Here is a 15,831-nt window from a genome sequence, read left to right on the forward strand (position 1 = left end):
TAAACATTCGCCCCTGCGGTAGCGGAACAACACTGCCATGTCCGAAATCGCCAAAGAAATTCTTCCCGTCAATCTCGAAGATGAGATGAAACAATCCTACCTGGATTACGCCATGAGCGTGATCGTAGGTAGGGCGCTGCCCGATGTTCGAGACGGCCTCAAGCCGGTTCATCGGCGCGTTTTGTACGCCATGCACGAACTGGGTAACGATTGGAACAAGTCGTACAAAAAATCGGCCCGCGTAGTAGGGGACGTGATCGGTAAATATCATCCCCACGGAGATGCCGCCGTTTACGACACCATCGTGCGCATCGCCCAGCCGTTTTCCATGCGCTACCTGTTGGTGGACGGGCAAGGCAATTTCGGCTCCGTGGACGGAGATCCGCCGGCGGCCATGCGGTATACGGAAATTCGTATGGCCCGCATCGCCCACGAGCTACTCGCCGATCTGGACAAGGAAACCGTCGATTTCGTTCCCAACTACGATGAATCCGAAAAAGAGCCGGAAGTGCTTCCGGCCAAGCTCCCCAATCTTTTGATCAACGGTTCGGCCGGCATCGCGGTAGGCATGGCGACCAATATTCCGCCCCATAACCTGGTCGAAGTCATCAACGGGGTTTTGGCCTTGATCGAGCAGCCGGAGATCACCGTCACGCAGTTGATAGGCCATATTCCCGGGCCGGATTTTCCGACCGGCGCGGTGATCAACGGTGCCCAGGGAATTCGCCAGGCCTACACCACCGGGCGCGGCCGTATATATCTTCGGGCCTGCTCCCATGTGGAGACCAGCAAGGACAGCGGCCGCCAGAGCATTGTCGTGACCGAATTGCCCTATCAGGTCAACAAGGCCCGGCTGATCGAGAAAATTGCGGGGCTGGTGAAGGAAGGCAAGCTGGAAGGCATTTCCGGCTTGCGCGACGAATCCGACAAGGACGGCATGCGAATGGTGGTGGAGCTCAAGCGCGGCGAGCATCCCGATGTGATTTTGAACAATCTTTATCAACACACCCAGCTGCAGAACGTCTTCGGGATCAACATGGTGGCCCTGGTGGACGGGCGGCCGCGATGCTTGAATTTGAAGGAAGTGCTGGAGGCCTTTGTCGACCACCGGCGGGAAGTGGTGACCCGGCGGACCCTGTACGAGTTGCGCAAGGCCCGCGAGCGGGTGCATATCTTGGAAGGCCTGGCGGTGGCTTTGGCCAACATCGACGAAATCATCGCCCTGATCAAGGCCGCGCCCAGCCCCAAGGAGGCCAAGGAACAATTGTTGGCGCGGGTATGGTCGCCGGGAGTCGTGGGTTCCTACCTGGAGCGCGCCGACGCGGCGCGTACCCGGCCGGAGGATTTGGCGGAAGGCTTCGGCCTGGCCGAGAATGGTTACCGCTTGTCTCCGGTCCAGGCCCAGGCGATTCTGGATCTGCGCCTGCACCGCCTGACCGGCTTGGAGCAGGACAAGATCATCGACGAATACCAGAGCTTGCTGGACAAGATCGACGAGCTGCTGGAGATTCTGGGGAGCGACCGGCGTCTGTTGGAAGTGATTCGTGAAGAATTGGTCGCCCTGCGCGATCAATTCGGGGATGAGCGGCGCACTGAAATTCTTCAGGAGCAGCGCAGCCTGTCGGTGGAGGATTTGATCAGCGAGGAAGACGTGGTGGTCACCCTGACCCACGCCGGCTACATCAAGGCTCAGCCCTTGTCGGTCTACCAGGCCCAACGGCGCGGGGGCAAGGGCAAATCCGCGACCGCCACCAAGGAAGCCGATTTCATCGAAAGGCTCCATATCGCGAACACCCACGACACACTGTTATGCTTTTCCAGCTTGGGCAAAGTGTACGGATTGAAGGTCTACGAACTGCCCATGGCGAGCCGCATCTCGCGCGGCAAGCCCATCGTGAATCTGCTTCCCCTGGAGAAAGCGGAGCGGATCAACGCGGTGCTCGCGGTGCGCGATTTTTCCGCCGGGGCCTTCATCTTCATGGCCACCGCCGCGGGCGTGGTCAAAAAGACGCCGCTGGAGGAATTCGAGCATTTGCGCAGCAACGGCAAGATCGCCATCGACCTCAAGCCCAAGGATGTGTTGGTCAAGGCCACCCTGACCGACGGCAAGCAGGACGTGATGCTGTTTTCGAGCGGCGGCAAGGCGATTTGCTTCAACGAGTCCGAGGTGCGTTCCATGGGGCGCACCGCCGGCGGTGTGCGCGGAATGAAGTTGCCGGAAGGACAAAAAGTGATCGCGCTGCTCATCGGAACCGAAGGCACGGTGCTGACCGTGACCGAGAAAGGGTACGGCAAGCGCACCCGCTTGGACGAATTTCCCCGTCACAAACGCGGCGGCCAGGGGGTGATCGCAATCCAGGCTTCCGAGCGCAACGGCGCCTTGGTGGCGGCGGTGCTGGTTCAGGATGACGATGAAATTATGTTGATCACCACCGGCGGTACGCTGGTGCGCACCCGGGTCAGCGAGATCTCGGTGTTGGGGCGTAATACGCAAGGGGTGCGCATCATTCGCCTGAGCAAAAGCGAGAAGTTGGTGGGCGTGGATCGAATCGAAAGTTTGCTGGAGGAACAATAAAACCATGAGAGTGTACAATTTCAGCGCGGGGCCAGCGGTATTGCCGGAAGCGGTACTTGTCCGGGCGCGGGAGGAAATGCTGGATTGGCGGGGAAGCGGCATGTCGGTGATGGAAATGAGCCACCGCGGCCCCCATTTCAAGCAAATCGCGGAAACCGCCGAAGCCGATTTGCGCGAGTTGCTGGGCGTTTCGGAAGATTATCATTGTCTTTTCCTGCAGGGCGGGGCGACCGGCCAATTCGCCGCCATCCCCATGAACCTGCTGGACGATAAGCGCAAGATGAATTACGTGGTAACCGGTTCCTGGTCCAAGAAGGCCGCGGCGGAAGCCAAGCAGTATGGCGAGGTTCGCATCGCCGCCACCGGCGAGGCGGAAAATTTCACCACGATTCCCGATCCGGCATCCTGGAGGGTCGATCCCGAAGGCGTCTATCTCCATTACACCACCAACGAAACCATTGGCGGAGTGGAGTTCCCCTTCGTCCCGGAAGCGGATTGTCCGTTGGTGACGGATATGTCCTCCGATTTCTTGTCGCGCCCCGTGGCGGTGAACCGTTTCGGGCTGATCTACGCCGGCGCCCAGAAAAATATGGGGCCAGCCGGTATTGTCGTGGTGATCGTGCGCAAAGACCTGTTGCGCGATCCCCTGCCCGGCACCCCTTCCATATGGGATTACCGCAAACAAGTCGAAGCCGGTTCCATGCTCAATACCCCGCCCACCTATAACTGGTATCTGGTGGGATTGGTCCTGGAATGGTTGCGGGAACAGGGCGGCTTGGTGGCCATCGAACGGCGCAATATCGAGAAATCAGAATTGCTTTATGGAGCGATCGAAGCCTCGGACTTTTATCGCAACCCGGTCGATCCCCGTTACCGCTCGCGGATGAATGTGCCGTTCACCCTGGCCGATCCGGCGTTGGATGCGACCTTCTTGAAGGAAGCCTCGGAGCGGGGGCTGGTGAATCTCAAAGGCCATCGCTCGGTCGGGGGGATGCGCGCAAGTATTTATAACGCCATGCCCATCGAGGGAGTCAAGGCGCTGGTGGATTTCATGCAGGAGTTTGAACGACGTTATGGCTGATTACAAAGTCCGCACCTACAACAATATCGCCGTCACCGGGCTGGAGCGTTTCCCCCGGGAAAAATACGAAGTGGCTTCGGAGATCCAGCACCCCGACGCCATCATTCTTCGTTCCCACAAACTCCACGGGGAACCCTTGCCGGAGGCGCTCAAGGCGATCGGTCGCGCCGGGGCCGGAGTCAATAACATCCCGGTGGCGAAATGCACCCAGCGCGGCATCGTGGTGTTCAACACCCCGGGCGCCAACGCCAATGCGGTCAAGGAGTTGGTGTTGGCGGGGATGCTGCTGGCCTCCCGCAATATCTGCCAGGCGTGGGAATACGTCCGGAACCTGGAAGGCGGGGACGAAACTCTCCACCGGCAGGTGGAAGCGGGCAAAAAACGCTTCCGTGGCTTCGAGTTGAGCGGCAAGATGCTCGGCGTGGTCGGTTTGGGCGCGATCGGCGTGCGGGTCGCCAATAAGGCCTTGGCTCTGGGCATGTATGTCAGCGGCCACGATCCCTACGTCACCGTGGAGCGGGCCTGGCAGTTGTCGTCCTCGGTGATTCAATCGTCCAGCCTGGATGAGTTGCTCTCCATCTGCGATTTCATCACCCTGCATATCCCCCTGACGGACCAAACCCGCCATTCCATCGATGCCGAGCGCTTGCGCAAAATGAAGCAAGGCGCGGTCTTGCTGAATTTCTCCCGCGGCGAACTGGTGGACGAGGAGGCTTTGCTCGAAGCGCTGGATAGCGGCTGGCTGCACGCCTATGTGACCGATTTTCCTTCCGCTCGGCTGAAAGATCATCCCAAAGTGATCGCCTTGCCTCATCTCGGCGCTTCCACGAACGAGGCGGAAGAAAATTGTGCGGTGATGGTGGCCGACCAAGTCCGGGATTATCTGGAAAACGGCAACATTCGCCATTCGGTCAATTTCCCCGAAGTGATCCTGCCGCGCGCCCCCGATACCACCCGCATCGCCATTCCCCACGCCAATATCCCGGCGATGGTGAGCAAAATCTCCGCGTGTCTGGGAGAAGCCGAGATCAATATTCTGGAGCTTTTGAATAAATCCAAAGGCGAGGCGGCCTATTCCCTCATCGACGCGGAAGGACCGGTGGATCCGCAAGTCGTGCATCGCATCCAATCGCTCGAGGGCGTGCTTTCGGCGCGGGTGATAAAATAAAATTTTTTGTCACAGTTAGGGTGTAGACATTGAGTAAATCCAGCGTTCATGGTGAGAGCCGGGGAGGACGTTCCGGAACGCCCTCTCCGGTGCTACCTGCGAATGTCGACAATTCCTAGAGCAGCGAATGAAAACGGGGGACAAATTAAGGGAGCTGCGTCGCCGAATCGACGCCATCGATGCGGAACTGCTGCGCTTGCTCAACGAACGCGCCGAGCTGGCCCTGCAAGTGGCGGAAGTGAAAAGGGCTGCCGGCGACGACGACTGTTTCTATCGGCCCGACCGGGAAGCGGAGGTGCTGCGTCGGATCAAAGCGAAAAATCCGGGGCCCTTGGACGATGATGTGGCGGTACGGATTTTCCGCGAAATCATGTCCGCCTGCCTGGCCTTGGAAAAGCCGCTTCAGGTGGCTTTTTTGGGACCGGAGGGCACCTTCACCCAGCAGGCGGCCTACAAGCATTTCGGTCAGGCCATCGCGGCCTTGCCGCTGCCGGCCGTGGATGAGATTTTCCGGGCAGTGGCGGGCGGTGCTTGCGGCTACGGCGTGGTGCCGGTGGAAAATTCCACCGAAGGGGTGGTCACCCATACCCTCGACAGCTTTCTCAACACTTCCTTGCTGATCTCGGGCGAGGTGGTGCTGCGCATTCACCATAATCTGATGAGTCGTCGCGCCGAGTTGCAGGCGATCGAAGAAGTATTTTCCCATCAACAATCCCTCGCCCAGTGCCGAGAATGGCTCGACCGTTTCCTGCCCCACGCCAAGCGTACCCCGGTCAGCAGCAACGCCGAGGGTGCCCGGCTCGCGGCGATTGTTCCCAATAGCGCCGCCATCGCCGGCGAAGTGGCTGCCCGGCTGTACGAGCTCGATGTGCTCGAATCCAGTATCGAGGACGACCCCGATAACACCACTCGCTTTTTGGTCATCGGTAAACAACCCGTCGGCCCCACCGGGGACGACAAGACTTCCCTGGTGGTTTCCACGCGCAATGCGCCCGGCGCTTTGTACCGCTTGTTGCAACCCTTCGCCGACCACCGAATCAGCATGAGCAAGATCGAATCGCGTCCCAGTCGGCAAGGCATGTGGGAATATGTGTTCTTCATCGATATCGAAGGCCACCGTGACGATGTGCGCGTGACCGAAGCATTGACGGCGCTGGAGGAACGGGCGCAGATGGTGAAGTGGCTGGGGTCTTATCCGAGGGCGGTGATTTGAATTTGAGGTATTCCCATGTCGTGTGATTTTGCTGCCTTGGCGATGCAGCCGGTAACGGGCTTGACGCCTTATCAGCCCGGCAAGCCGATCGAGGAATTGGCGCGAGAGTTGGGGTTGGACCCTGCGCGCATCGTCAAATTGGCATCCAACGAAAACCCTTTGGGACCCAGTCCCGGTGCGCTCTCAGCCGTACAAATGGCGCTTTCCGAGAGTGCCCGTTATCCCGATGGAAACGGTTTCAAGTTGAAGCAGAAACTGGCGGCCAGGCTGGGGGTGGAAATGGCCCAGATCACGCTGGGCAACGGTTCCAACGATGTGCTCGATCTAGTCGCCCGGGCTTTTTTGGGCCCCGGGCGGAGTGCGGTTTTTGCGCAACATGCGTTTGCGGTATATCCCATTTCCACCCAGGCGGTGGGGGCGGCGGCGCGTATCGCTCCGGCCCACGACGGCAGCCGCGGTCCCCGTTACGGCCACGATCTGGCGGGCATGTTGGCGCGCGTGGCGGAGGACACCTCGGTCGTGTTCATCGCCAATCCCAACAATCCCACCGGCTCCTGGGTCGGCGCGGACGAGTTGGAGGATTTTCTCGAGGCCCTGCCGGAACGGGTGATCGCGGTGTTGGACGAGGCCTATTTCGAATACGCCGAGGGGAACGATTATCCAGATACCCTGCCTTGGCTCGACCGCTTTCCCAATCTGATTATTACGCGCACTTTCTCCAAAGCCTACGGTTTGGCGGGGTTTCGGGTCGGTTACGGGATTTCCCGTCCCGAAGTGGCCGATCTGTTGAATCGCGTCCGTCAACCGTTCAACGTAAATAGCCTTGCGCTGGCGGCGGCCGAAGCGGCGCTGGACGACGAGGCGTATTTGCAATCGAGCCGGGAGATGAACCGGGCGGGCCTTGCCCAGTTAACCGAAGCCTTCCGGGCTCGAGGATTGGCGTTTATTCCCTCGGCGGGAAATTTCGTGACCGTGGATGTGGGCCGGGACGCCGGTCCGGTTTTCGACGCCTTGCTGCGCGAAGGCGTGATCGTCAGACCTTTGGCCGGTTACGCTTTGCCCGATCATTTGCGCGTATCCGTGGGCACCCGAGCGGAAAACGGCGTTTTTATCGAAGCGCTGGATCGAGTATTGACCGGTGCTTGATCGGCTGTGCATTATCGGCGTCGGCCTGATCGGCGGTTCCGTCGCCCTGGCCGCCCGGTCGAAAGGCTTGGCGCGGGAAATTGTGGGCGTGGACCGAGATCCCGGGACTCTGCGTCAGGCGAAAGCGCTGGGTGCCATCGACGTAGGATTTCAGACGGCGGCCGAGGGCGTATACAAGGCCGACGGGGTGGTCATCGCCACCCCGGTGGGAAAGGTTCAGGCGGTTTTCGAAGCGTTGGCCCCGGTCTGGTCAACACAAGCTTTCTATACCGACGTGGGCAGCACCAAAACCAATGTGGTCCGTGCCGCGGAGCACGTATTCGGGAAGATGCCGGCCAATTTCGTTCCCGCCCATCCCATCGCCGGCCGGGAGCTCAGCGGGGTCGAAGCGGCGCTCGGCGATCTGTTCGAGAGCAAACGGCTGATATTGACGCCGGTGCCGGAAACCGACGTGCGCATGCTGGAAAGGGTGCGCGGTTTTTGGCAGGCGCTGGGAGCGGAAGTGCACGATATGAGCGTGACCCATCACGACCATGTCCTGGCGGCCACCAGCCATCTGCCCCATGTGGTCGCTTATGCGCTGACGCATCTGCTCGGCCGTAAAGACGAAAAAGACGAAATCTTCCAATACGCCGCCGGAGGGTTTAAGGATTTCACCCGCATCGCCTCCAGCGATGCCGATATGTGGGCGGATATCTGCCTGGCCAATGCCGCGGAGATTACGGCTTTGCTGCGCCGTTTCGAGGGCGAATTGCACGATTTCGGACATCTGTTGGAAGGCGGTGACCGGTCGGCGATACTGCATTATTTTGCCGAAGCCAGATCGGCCCGGCAGCGTTTTTTGGACCGATACAGGGACACATCATGACCATGAAAATCGATTACGTAGCGGCGCCGGGGGGAGCGCTCCGAGGGCGGGCGCGGGTGCCCGGCGACAAGTCCATCTCCCATCGTTCGGTGATGCTGGGCTCGATCGCCGAGGGCGTTACCCGGGTGAGCGGTTTTCTGGAGGCGGAAGACGCCTTGGCGACCTTAGGGGCTTTTCGGCAAATGGGTGTGACCGTCGAAGGCCCGGTGGACGGCCGAATGACCATCCACGGGGCGGGAATGCACGGCCTCAAGGCGCCGTCGGAACCTTTGAATTTGGGCAATTCCGGCACGTCCATGCGACTGTTGTGCGGCTTGTTGAGCGGTCAGCCGTTCGATTCGGTCCTGACCGGCGATGCTTCCCTTTCGCGCCGTCCCATGCGGCGGGTCACCGAGCCTTTACGGCGAATGGGGGCGACAATCGAAACCACCGCCGAAGGTACCGCTCCGATCCGGATTTTCGGGAAGCAGTCGCTGCACGGCATCGATTACCGCCTGCCGGTGGCCAGCGCCCAGGTCAAATCGGCTTTGCTGTTGGCCGGTCTGTATGCACAAGGGGAAACTTCCGTGGAAGAGCCCGCCCCGACCCGGGACCACACCGAGCGCATGCTGGCGGGATTCGGTTATCCGTTACGCCGGGAGGGCAGCCGGGTCACTCTGCAAGGCGGCGGCAAACTGACCGCCACCGAGCTGGATGTCCCGACCGATATTTCCTCGGCGGCGTTTTTTCTGGTGGGGGCGAGCATCGCGCCGGATTCGGAGTTGGTTCTGGAGCACGTGGGGATCAATCCCACCCGGACCGGGGTGATCGATATCCTGCGCCTGATGGGGGCCAAAATCGAAGTGCTCGATTCACGCATGGTGGGAGGAGAGCCGGTGGCCGATCTCAAGGTGGTCTCCCGGCCTCTTCGAGGGATTCAAATTCCGGAGAAGCTGGTGCCCTTGGCCATCGACGAGTTTCCGGTGCTGTTCGTCGCCGCGGCTTGCGCCGAGGGGGAAACCGTCCTGACCGGCGCGGCGGAGCTCCGGGTCAAGGAGAGCGATCGCATCCAGGTCATGGCGGATGGCCTGGGCGCGTTGGGTATCGACGCCTGCCCCACGCCGGACGGAATGATCGTCCGCGGCGGTCGAATCGGCAGCGGCCGAGTGGCCTCCCACGGCGATCATCGCATTGCCATGGCGTTTGCCATCGCCGCCCTGCGCGCCTCCGGTCCCATTGAAATCGACGATTGCGCCAACGTCAATACTTCGTTTCCCGGTTTTACCGAACTCGCCCGCCGCTTGGGTTTGAATGTGGAGGTGGTACGGCATGCCTGATCCGATTCCGGTGCTTACCATCGACGGGCCCAGCGGCGCGGGCAAGGGGACGGTCAGCCGGACCATCGCCAAGCGTTTAGGTTGGCATTTTCTCGACAGCGGTGCCATCTATCGTGCCCTGGCTCGGGCGGTGATGACCCGGGGCACGGATACCGGGGATGAACAGGCGGTCGCCCGGGTCGCTTCGGAAATGGATTTGGAATTTATCTGCGATGAAGACGTCCAAATCCAATTGGACGGCCGGGATGTGACCGATTCCCTGTATACCGAGGAATGCGGCCGGGTGGCCTCGAAAATCGCCGCATTTCCCGCGGTGCGCCGGGCATTGCTGGAAAAACAACGGGCATTTCGAAAATCGCCGGGCTTGGTGGCCGACGGCCGCGACATGGGCACGGTGGTGTTCCCCGAGGCTTCCTATAAGGTATTTTTGACCGCGACGCCCGAGGAGCGGGCCAGGCGCCGTTTTCTTCAGTTGAAAGGCCAGGGTTTAGATGTTAATCTTGATCAAATAATCAAGGACTTGGAAGAAAGGGATCGGCGTGACCGGGAGCGCAAGGAGGCACCGTTGGTGGCGGCAAAGGGCGCGGTCGAGATCGACTCATCCGCCTTGTCGGTGGAAGAGGTGGTCGACCGGGTCCTGGCGTTGTTGCCTTGAGATACCGGAGATAATTTGAGGTGCCGCGGTTGTTTAATCGGCGGTGAAGTTTAATCAGAACGAATCGATCGTTTTTTGTAGCCCGGCGTGAGCGGGGCGTGGAAGTAGTCAACATGAGCGAAAGCTTTGCGGAATTATTCGAAGAGAGTCTAGCGAAAACCGAAATGCGTCCGGGGACCTTGCTCCATGCCAGGGTGGTGGATGTCACCCAGGACGCGGTCATCGTGGATGCCGGCTTGAAATCGGAAGGCATCATTCCCAAATGGCAGTTTCAAGACGATAGCGGCCAATTGGAGGTCGAGGTCGGCGACGACGTGGAGGTCGCCCTCGACTTGGTCGAGGATGGGCGCGGATCGACCCTGTTGTCGCGGGAAAAGGCCAAACGCTTGCGGGCTTGGGAAAAGCTGGAGGAAGCCCACGAAGAGGGCGAAACCGTCACCGGTCGCCTCACCGGCAAAGTGCGCGGCGGTTTCACCGTGGAACTGGGTCCGCTGCGGGCCTTTTTGCCGGGATCGCTGGTGGACGTCCGGCCGGTTCGGGACACCACCCACCTGGAGGGCCATGACCTGGAATTCAAGGTGATCAAGCTGGATCCCAAGCGCAACAATATCGTGCTGTCGCGCCGCGCGGTGGTGGAGCAGGAGTACAGCGCCGAGCGCGAAGAGCTGATGAAGAAGCTCAAGGAAGAAGGCGTGGTCAAGGGGATCGTCAAGAACATCACCGACTACGGCGCCTTCATCGACTTGGGTGGAATCGACGGTCTGCTGCATATCACCGACATGGCTTGGAAGCGCGTCCGTCATCCCTCGGAAGTGGTTCAGCTGGGAGACGAAATCGAAGTCAAGGTGCTCAAGTTCGACGAGGAAAAGCAGCGCGTCTCTCTGGGCTTGAAGCAGCTGACCGAAGATCCGTGGAAGGACATCGCTCGCCGCTACCCGCAGGGGACCCGCCTGATCGGCAAGGTGACCAATCTGACCGACTACGGCTGCTTCGTCGAGTTGGAAGACGGCGTAGAAGGCTTGGTCCACGTTTCGGAAATGGATTGGACCAACAAAAACGTCAATCCGGCCAAGCTGGTTCAAATGGGTGACGAGGTGGAAGTGATGGTGCTCGATATCGATGAGGAGCGCCGTCGCATTTCGCTGGGCATGAAACAATGCAAGCCCAATCCCTGGGAAGAATTCGCCGCACTCCACAAGAAAGGCGAAAAAATTACCGGCGCGATCAAGTCGATTACCGATTTCGGGATTTTTGTCGGCCTGGAAGGCGGCATCGATGGCTTGATTCACCTCTCCGACATTTCCTGGAACGAGCCGGGCGAGGAAGCCATCCGCGAATTCAAGAAGGGCGACGAGATCGAAGTGGTGATTCTGGCGATCGATCCGGAGCGGGAGCGCATCTCTCTCGGCATCAAACAGCTGGAACAGGATCCCTTCCAGAACTTCCTGGCGGCCCACGAGCGCGGCAGCGTGGTCAAAGGGGTGGCCAAGGAAGTGGACGCCAAGGGCGCAGTGGTCGAACTGGCCGAAAGCGTGCAGGGTTATCTGCGTGCTTCCGAAATCAAACGGGATAAGGTGGAGGACGCGCGAAGCTTGCTTCAGGAAGGAGACGAGATCGATGCCAAATTCATCGGTATCGACAAGAAGAGCAAGATGATTCTGTTGTCGATCAAAGCCAAGGATGAGGATGAGGAAAAAGCGGCGCTGAAGGACTATACTCAGCAACCGGCGGGAGCGCCTACTTTGGGCGATCTGTTCAAGGAACAGATGGAGGAAAAGGAATAATTCCCACCGGGGGTTGAACGCCGAGGGGGCGGCCCACCGCCCCCTCTTTATTTGGGGGGAAGTCCTGTGAACAAATCCGAATTGATCGAAACCCTGGTCGAGCGATTGGAGACAGAAAAGGGCATCGAGCTGAATGCTAAAGACGTGGAGTTGGCGGTTAAGAATATCATCGATTATTTGAGCGATGCCTTATCGGGAGGGAAGCGAATAGAAATCCGCGGATTTGGCAGTTTTACCCTGCGTTATCGGCCGCCGCGCATGGGTCGCAATCCCCGCACGGGGGAGGCGGTGGCCCTGCCGGCCAAGCACGTGCCCCATTTCAAGGCCGGCAAGGACTTGCGCGAGCGGGTCAACCAGGCCGCCTCTCAAGCCAAAGGGAAGAGGTAAGGAACGGTGTTGGATCCAAGACAATTGCGCCAATCCCCCGCTAAAGTGGCCGATCAATTGGCCCGACGGGGCTTCCAGCTGGATCGGGAAGCCTATTCGGCGCTGGAAGAAAAGCGCAAAGAACTGCAAGTCCGAACCCAAGATCTGCAAAACGAACGCAACCTGCGTTCCAAAGCCATCGGACGGGCCAAGGCGGAAGGCAAGGATATACAGCCTTTGCTGGCCGAAGTGGGACGTTTGGGCGATGCACTGAAGGAATGTGAACAGGCGTTGACCGCGGTTCAGAATGAACTGGATCAATTTCTACTCGGCCTGCCCAATATCTTGGCGTCGGAGGTCCCCGAAGGGCGCGGGGAAGAGGAAAACGTTGAAATCAGTCGCTGGGGAGATCCGCCCACCTTCGATTTCCAGCCGCGCGACCACGTGGATTTGGGAACCGGTCTCGGCTATTTGGATTTCGACGCGGCCGCCAAAATCACCGGCGCGCGCTTTGTGGTCATGAAAGGGGCGGTGGCGCGCTTGCATCGGGCGTTGACTCAATTCATGCTCGATGTTCACACCCTCGAGCACGGCTATAGCGAAGTGTACGTTCCCTATTTGGTGAATGAGCAAACCCTGCAGGGGACCGGCCAATTGCCCAAATTCGAGGAGGATCTCTTCAAGACCCATCGCGATCCGCCTTGGTATCTGATTCCCACTGCCGAAGTGCCGGTGACCAATCTGGTCCGCGAAGAAATCGTGGATGCCGAGCGGTTGCCCTTGAAATTCGTCGCCCACACGCCGTGCTTTCGCTCCGAGGCGGGCTCGTATGGGAAGGACGTGCGCGGGATGATCCGCCAGCATCAGTTCGATAAGGTGGAATTGGTGCAGATTGCTCGGCCGGATGATTCAGCCGGGGCCCACGAGGCATTGACCGGTCATGCCGAGGTCGTGCTCAAGCGCTTGGGGCTGGCCTATCGAAAAATGCTCTTGTGCGCGGGAGATACCGGGTTTTCCGCCGCCAAGACTTACGATCTGGAAGTATGGTTGCCGGGGCAGAACCGCTATCGGGAAATCTCTTCCTGCAGTAATTTTCACGAGTTTCAGGCGCGACGCATGAAGGCGCGCTGGCGTAATCCGGAAACGGGCAAGCCCGAACCGGTGCATACCTTGAACGGATCCGGCTTGGCCGTGGGCAGAACTCTGGTGGCAATCTTGGAAAATTACCAACAAGCCGACGGTAGCGTCCGTGTTCCGGAAGCACTGAGGTCCTATATGGGTGGATTAGAGGTAATTTCCTGAAGCGCCCAACCCTTTGGCATAAGCGATTAAAAGTCCGTCATTACATCGGGAGTCATAATGAAGTTGATCTTTTTGGGGGCGCCCGGTTCCGGCAAGGGAACCCAGGCGCAATTCGTTTGCCAGCGTTACCGCATCCCCCAGATTTCCACCGGAGACATGTTGCGCTCGGCGGTTCGGGAGGGAACGGAATTGGGCCGCAAAGCCAAGGCCATCATGGATGCCGGCGAATTGGTGCCCGACGATATCATTTTGAATCTGATCGCCGAGCGCATCGCCCAATCCGATTGCGACAACGGCTTTCTGCTCGACGGTTTCCCCCGTACCATCGCGCAGGCGGAAGGCCTGGAGAAAATGGGTGTCAACTTGGACAACGTGATTGAAATTCAAGTGCCCGACGAGGAGATCGTCAAGCGCCTCAGCGGCCGTCGGGTTCATCCCGCCTCGGGACGGGTCTATCACCTCATGTACAATCCTCCCAAGGAAGACTTGAAGGACGATGTCACCGGGGAAGCCTTGATTCAGCGCGACGACGACAAAGAAGAAACGGTCCGAAAGCGCTTGGAGGTCTATCATGCCCAGACCGCCCCTTTGGTGGATTTCTACCGCCAGCGTGCGGAAACGGGGCAGGTCCGCTTCTCCACCGTCTCCGGCACGGGGAGCGTGGAATCCATTCGCGACCAGATCTTCCAAATTCTGGCAGGCGAATAAGACTTCCCGGATCCGGCCCGGCGCAACTTTATCCCTTGTTGCCGGGTCGAAAATATTGCATCTAATTAGGACCGGTTGACATTGACCGACTTCAGCATCCGCTAGGAGCTGTGGTAAATATCGACAGATCCTATTTTTAGATTCGCCATGAATCCGCCGATAGTTGAAAGTGGTACGGGCCTATCGATTGTGAATCCAGGCCCGAAATCCTAAAATGACTTGTTGCATTGAAGCGCAGGACTGCAGATGGGAAAAACGCTCTACGATAAAATCTGGGATGCACACCAGGTTCGGACCGCCGAAGACGGCACTTCGCTCCTCTACATCGACCGCCAGTTAATCCACGAAGTCACCTCGCCCCAGGCCTTCGAAGGCTTGCGCCTGGCCGGCCGCAAACCGTGGAATCCCCGGGCCAACTTGGCGGTGGCCGATCATAACGTTCCCACGAAAGACCGCAATCGCGGCATCGCCGATCCCGTTTCCCGGCTTCAGGTGGAGACGTTGGAAAACAACTGTGCCGAATTCGGCATTCCGGTGTTCTCCATGGCGGATGCGCGCCAAGGCATCGTGCACGTGGTGGGTCCGGAACAGGGCTTCACCCTGCCCGGGACCACCTTGGTTTGCGGGGACTCCCACACGTCCACCCATGGGGCTTTGGGGGCTTTGGCCTTCGGCATAGGGACGTCCGAAGTGGAACACGTCCTGGCGACCCAGTGCCTGTGGATGAAAAAAGCCAAGAATATGCTGGTCCGGGTCAATGGCCAGGTGGGGCCCGGCGTGACCGCCAAGGACATCGTTCTGGCGGTGATCGGCCGTCTCGGAACCGCAGGAGGCACCGGCTATACCCTCGAATTCGCCGGTGAAGCGATCCAGGCCCTGTCCGTGGAAGGGCGGATGACCATCTGCAACATGGCCATCGAAGCCGGCGCGCGCGCGGGTCTGATCGCCGTGGACGATGCCACGATCGAATACTTGGCCGGCCGGCCCTTGGCGCCGCAAGGAGCAATGTGGGATCGCGCCGTGGCCGCTTGGCGGACCCTGCATAGCGACCCGGACGCTTCCTTCGATCAGGTGGTGGAATTGGAGGCCGGCGAGATCGAGCCCCAAGTGACCTGGGGAACGTCGCCGGAAATGGTGGCTCCCGTCGGTGCGGCGGTGCCGGATCCGGCGGCGGAACCGGATGCGACCAAACGCAAAGGCATGGCGCGCGCTTTGGATTATATGGATCTCCAGCCGGGCACGCCGATTCAGGAAATCCGCCTGGACAAAGTCTTCATCGGTTCCTGCACCAATTCGCGCATCGAGGATCTGCGCGCCGCCGCCGCGGTGGTCGAAGGCCGCAAAGTGGCGTCTTCGATCAAATTGGCCATGGTGGTGCCTGGCTCCGGCCGGGTCAAGACCCAGGCCGAGGCGGAAGGCTTGGACCGGATCTTCCGCGAGGCGGGCTTCGAGTGGCGCGATCCGGGCTGTTCCATGTGCCTGGCCATGAACGCCGACCGCTTGGAACCGGGCGAGCGCTGCGCCTCCACTTCCAACCGCAATTTCGAAGGACGTCAAGGCTATGGCGGCCGCACCCATTTGGTGAGTCCGGCTATGGCGGCGGCGGCAGCGATTGCCGGTCATTTCGTCGATGTGAGGGATTTTTAAGT

Annotated in this window: 13 protein-coding genes; all 13 read left to right on the forward strand. The window is 59.7% G+C overall.

The genetic code is table 11. The annotated features are described in order from the left end of the window. The first annotated feature begins 37 nt into the window (after positions 1 to 37). A complete protein-coding gene (gene gyrA / locus H035_RS18205) occupies positions 38 to 2,575 on the forward strand; it encodes a DNA gyrase subunit A (protein WP_022947852.1) in 2,538 nt (845 codons plus the stop codon). Between the two features lie 4 nt (positions 2,576 to 2,579). Then, positions 2,580 to 3,656, forward strand: coding sequence for a 3-phosphoserine/phosphohydroxythreonine transaminase (gene serC, locus H035_RS0104740; RefSeq protein ID WP_022947853.1), 1,077 nt, complete (start codon positions 2,580 to 2,582; stop codon positions 3,654 to 3,656). Beyond that, positions 3,649 to 4,824, forward strand: a complete 1,176-nt coding sequence (locus tag H035_RS0104745) for a 3-phosphoglycerate dehydrogenase family protein (protein ID WP_022947854.1) — start codon at positions 3,649 to 3,651, stop codon at positions 4,822 to 4,824. Before serC ends, H035_RS0104745 begins: the two co-directional genes overlap by 8 nt. Positions 4,825 to 4,951: 127 nt before the next feature. Next, positions 4,952 to 6,037, forward strand: a complete 1,086-nt coding sequence (gene pheA, locus H035_RS0104750) for a prephenate dehydratase (RefSeq protein ID WP_022947855.1) — start codon at positions 4,952 to 4,954, stop codon at positions 6,035 to 6,037. Between the two features lie 15 nt (positions 6,038 to 6,052). After that, positions 6,053 to 7,183, forward strand: a complete 1,131-nt coding sequence (hisC, locus tag H035_RS0104755; RefSeq protein ID WP_022947856.1) for a histidinol-phosphate transaminase — start codon at positions 6,053 to 6,055, stop codon at positions 7,181 to 7,183. Continuing rightward, positions 7,176 to 8,051, forward strand: a complete 876-nt coding sequence (locus H035_RS0104760; protein WP_026596275.1) for a prephenate dehydrogenase — start codon at positions 7,176 to 7,178, stop codon at positions 8,049 to 8,051. The genes hisC and H035_RS0104760 overlap by 8 nt, the downstream gene beginning before the upstream one ends. Next, the gene (gene aroA / locus H035_RS0104765) at positions 8,048 to 9,367 is read left to right on the forward strand and encodes a 3-phosphoshikimate 1-carboxyvinyltransferase (protein ID WP_026596276.1); all 1,320 of its coding nucleotides are present in this window, start codon (positions 8,048 to 8,050) and stop codon (positions 9,365 to 9,367) included. Before H035_RS0104760 ends, aroA begins: the two co-directional genes overlap by 4 nt. Further along, the gene (cmk, locus tag H035_RS0104770) at positions 9,360 to 10,022 is read left to right on the forward strand and encodes a (d)CMP kinase (RefSeq protein WP_022947857.1); all 663 of its coding nucleotides are present in this window, start codon (positions 9,360 to 9,362) and stop codon (positions 10,020 to 10,022) included. Before aroA ends, cmk begins: the two co-directional genes overlap by 8 nt. Positions 10,023 to 10,135: 113 nt before the next feature. Continuing rightward, on the forward strand, positions 10,136 to 11,806 hold the full coding sequence (rpsA, locus tag H035_RS0104775; protein ID WP_022947858.1) for a 30S ribosomal protein S1: 1,671 nt from the start codon (positions 10,136 to 10,138) through the stop codon (positions 11,804 to 11,806). A 66-nt stretch (positions 11,807 to 11,872) separates the two neighbouring features. Then, on the forward strand, positions 11,873 to 12,193 hold the full coding sequence (locus H035_RS0104780) for an integration host factor subunit beta (protein ID WP_022947859.1): 321 nt from the start codon (positions 11,873 to 11,875) through the stop codon (positions 12,191 to 12,193). A gap of 6 nt (positions 12,194 to 12,199) precedes the next feature. After that, complete coding sequence (gene serS, locus H035_RS0104785; protein WP_022947860.1) at positions 12,200 to 13,474, forward strand: serine--tRNA ligase; 1,275 nt, start codon at positions 12,200 to 12,202, stop codon at positions 13,472 to 13,474. 57 nt (positions 13,475 to 13,531) lie between these two features. Continuing rightward, positions 13,532 to 14,182, forward strand: coding sequence for an adenylate kinase (gene adk, locus H035_RS0104790; RefSeq protein WP_022947861.1), 651 nt, complete (start codon positions 13,532 to 13,534; stop codon positions 14,180 to 14,182). Between the two features lie 246 nt (positions 14,183 to 14,428). After that, positions 14,429 to 15,829, forward strand: a complete 1,401-nt coding sequence (leuC, locus tag H035_RS0104795; protein WP_022947862.1) for a 3-isopropylmalate dehydratase large subunit — start codon at positions 14,429 to 14,431, stop codon at positions 15,827 to 15,829. Positions 15,830 to 15,831 lie beyond the last annotated feature (2 nt).

This window comes from Methylohalobius crimeensis 10Ki, assembly GCF_000421465.1.
Taxonomy (GTDB): domain Bacteria; phylum Pseudomonadota; class Gammaproteobacteria; order Methylococcales; family Methylothermaceae; genus Methylohalobius; species Methylohalobius crimeensis.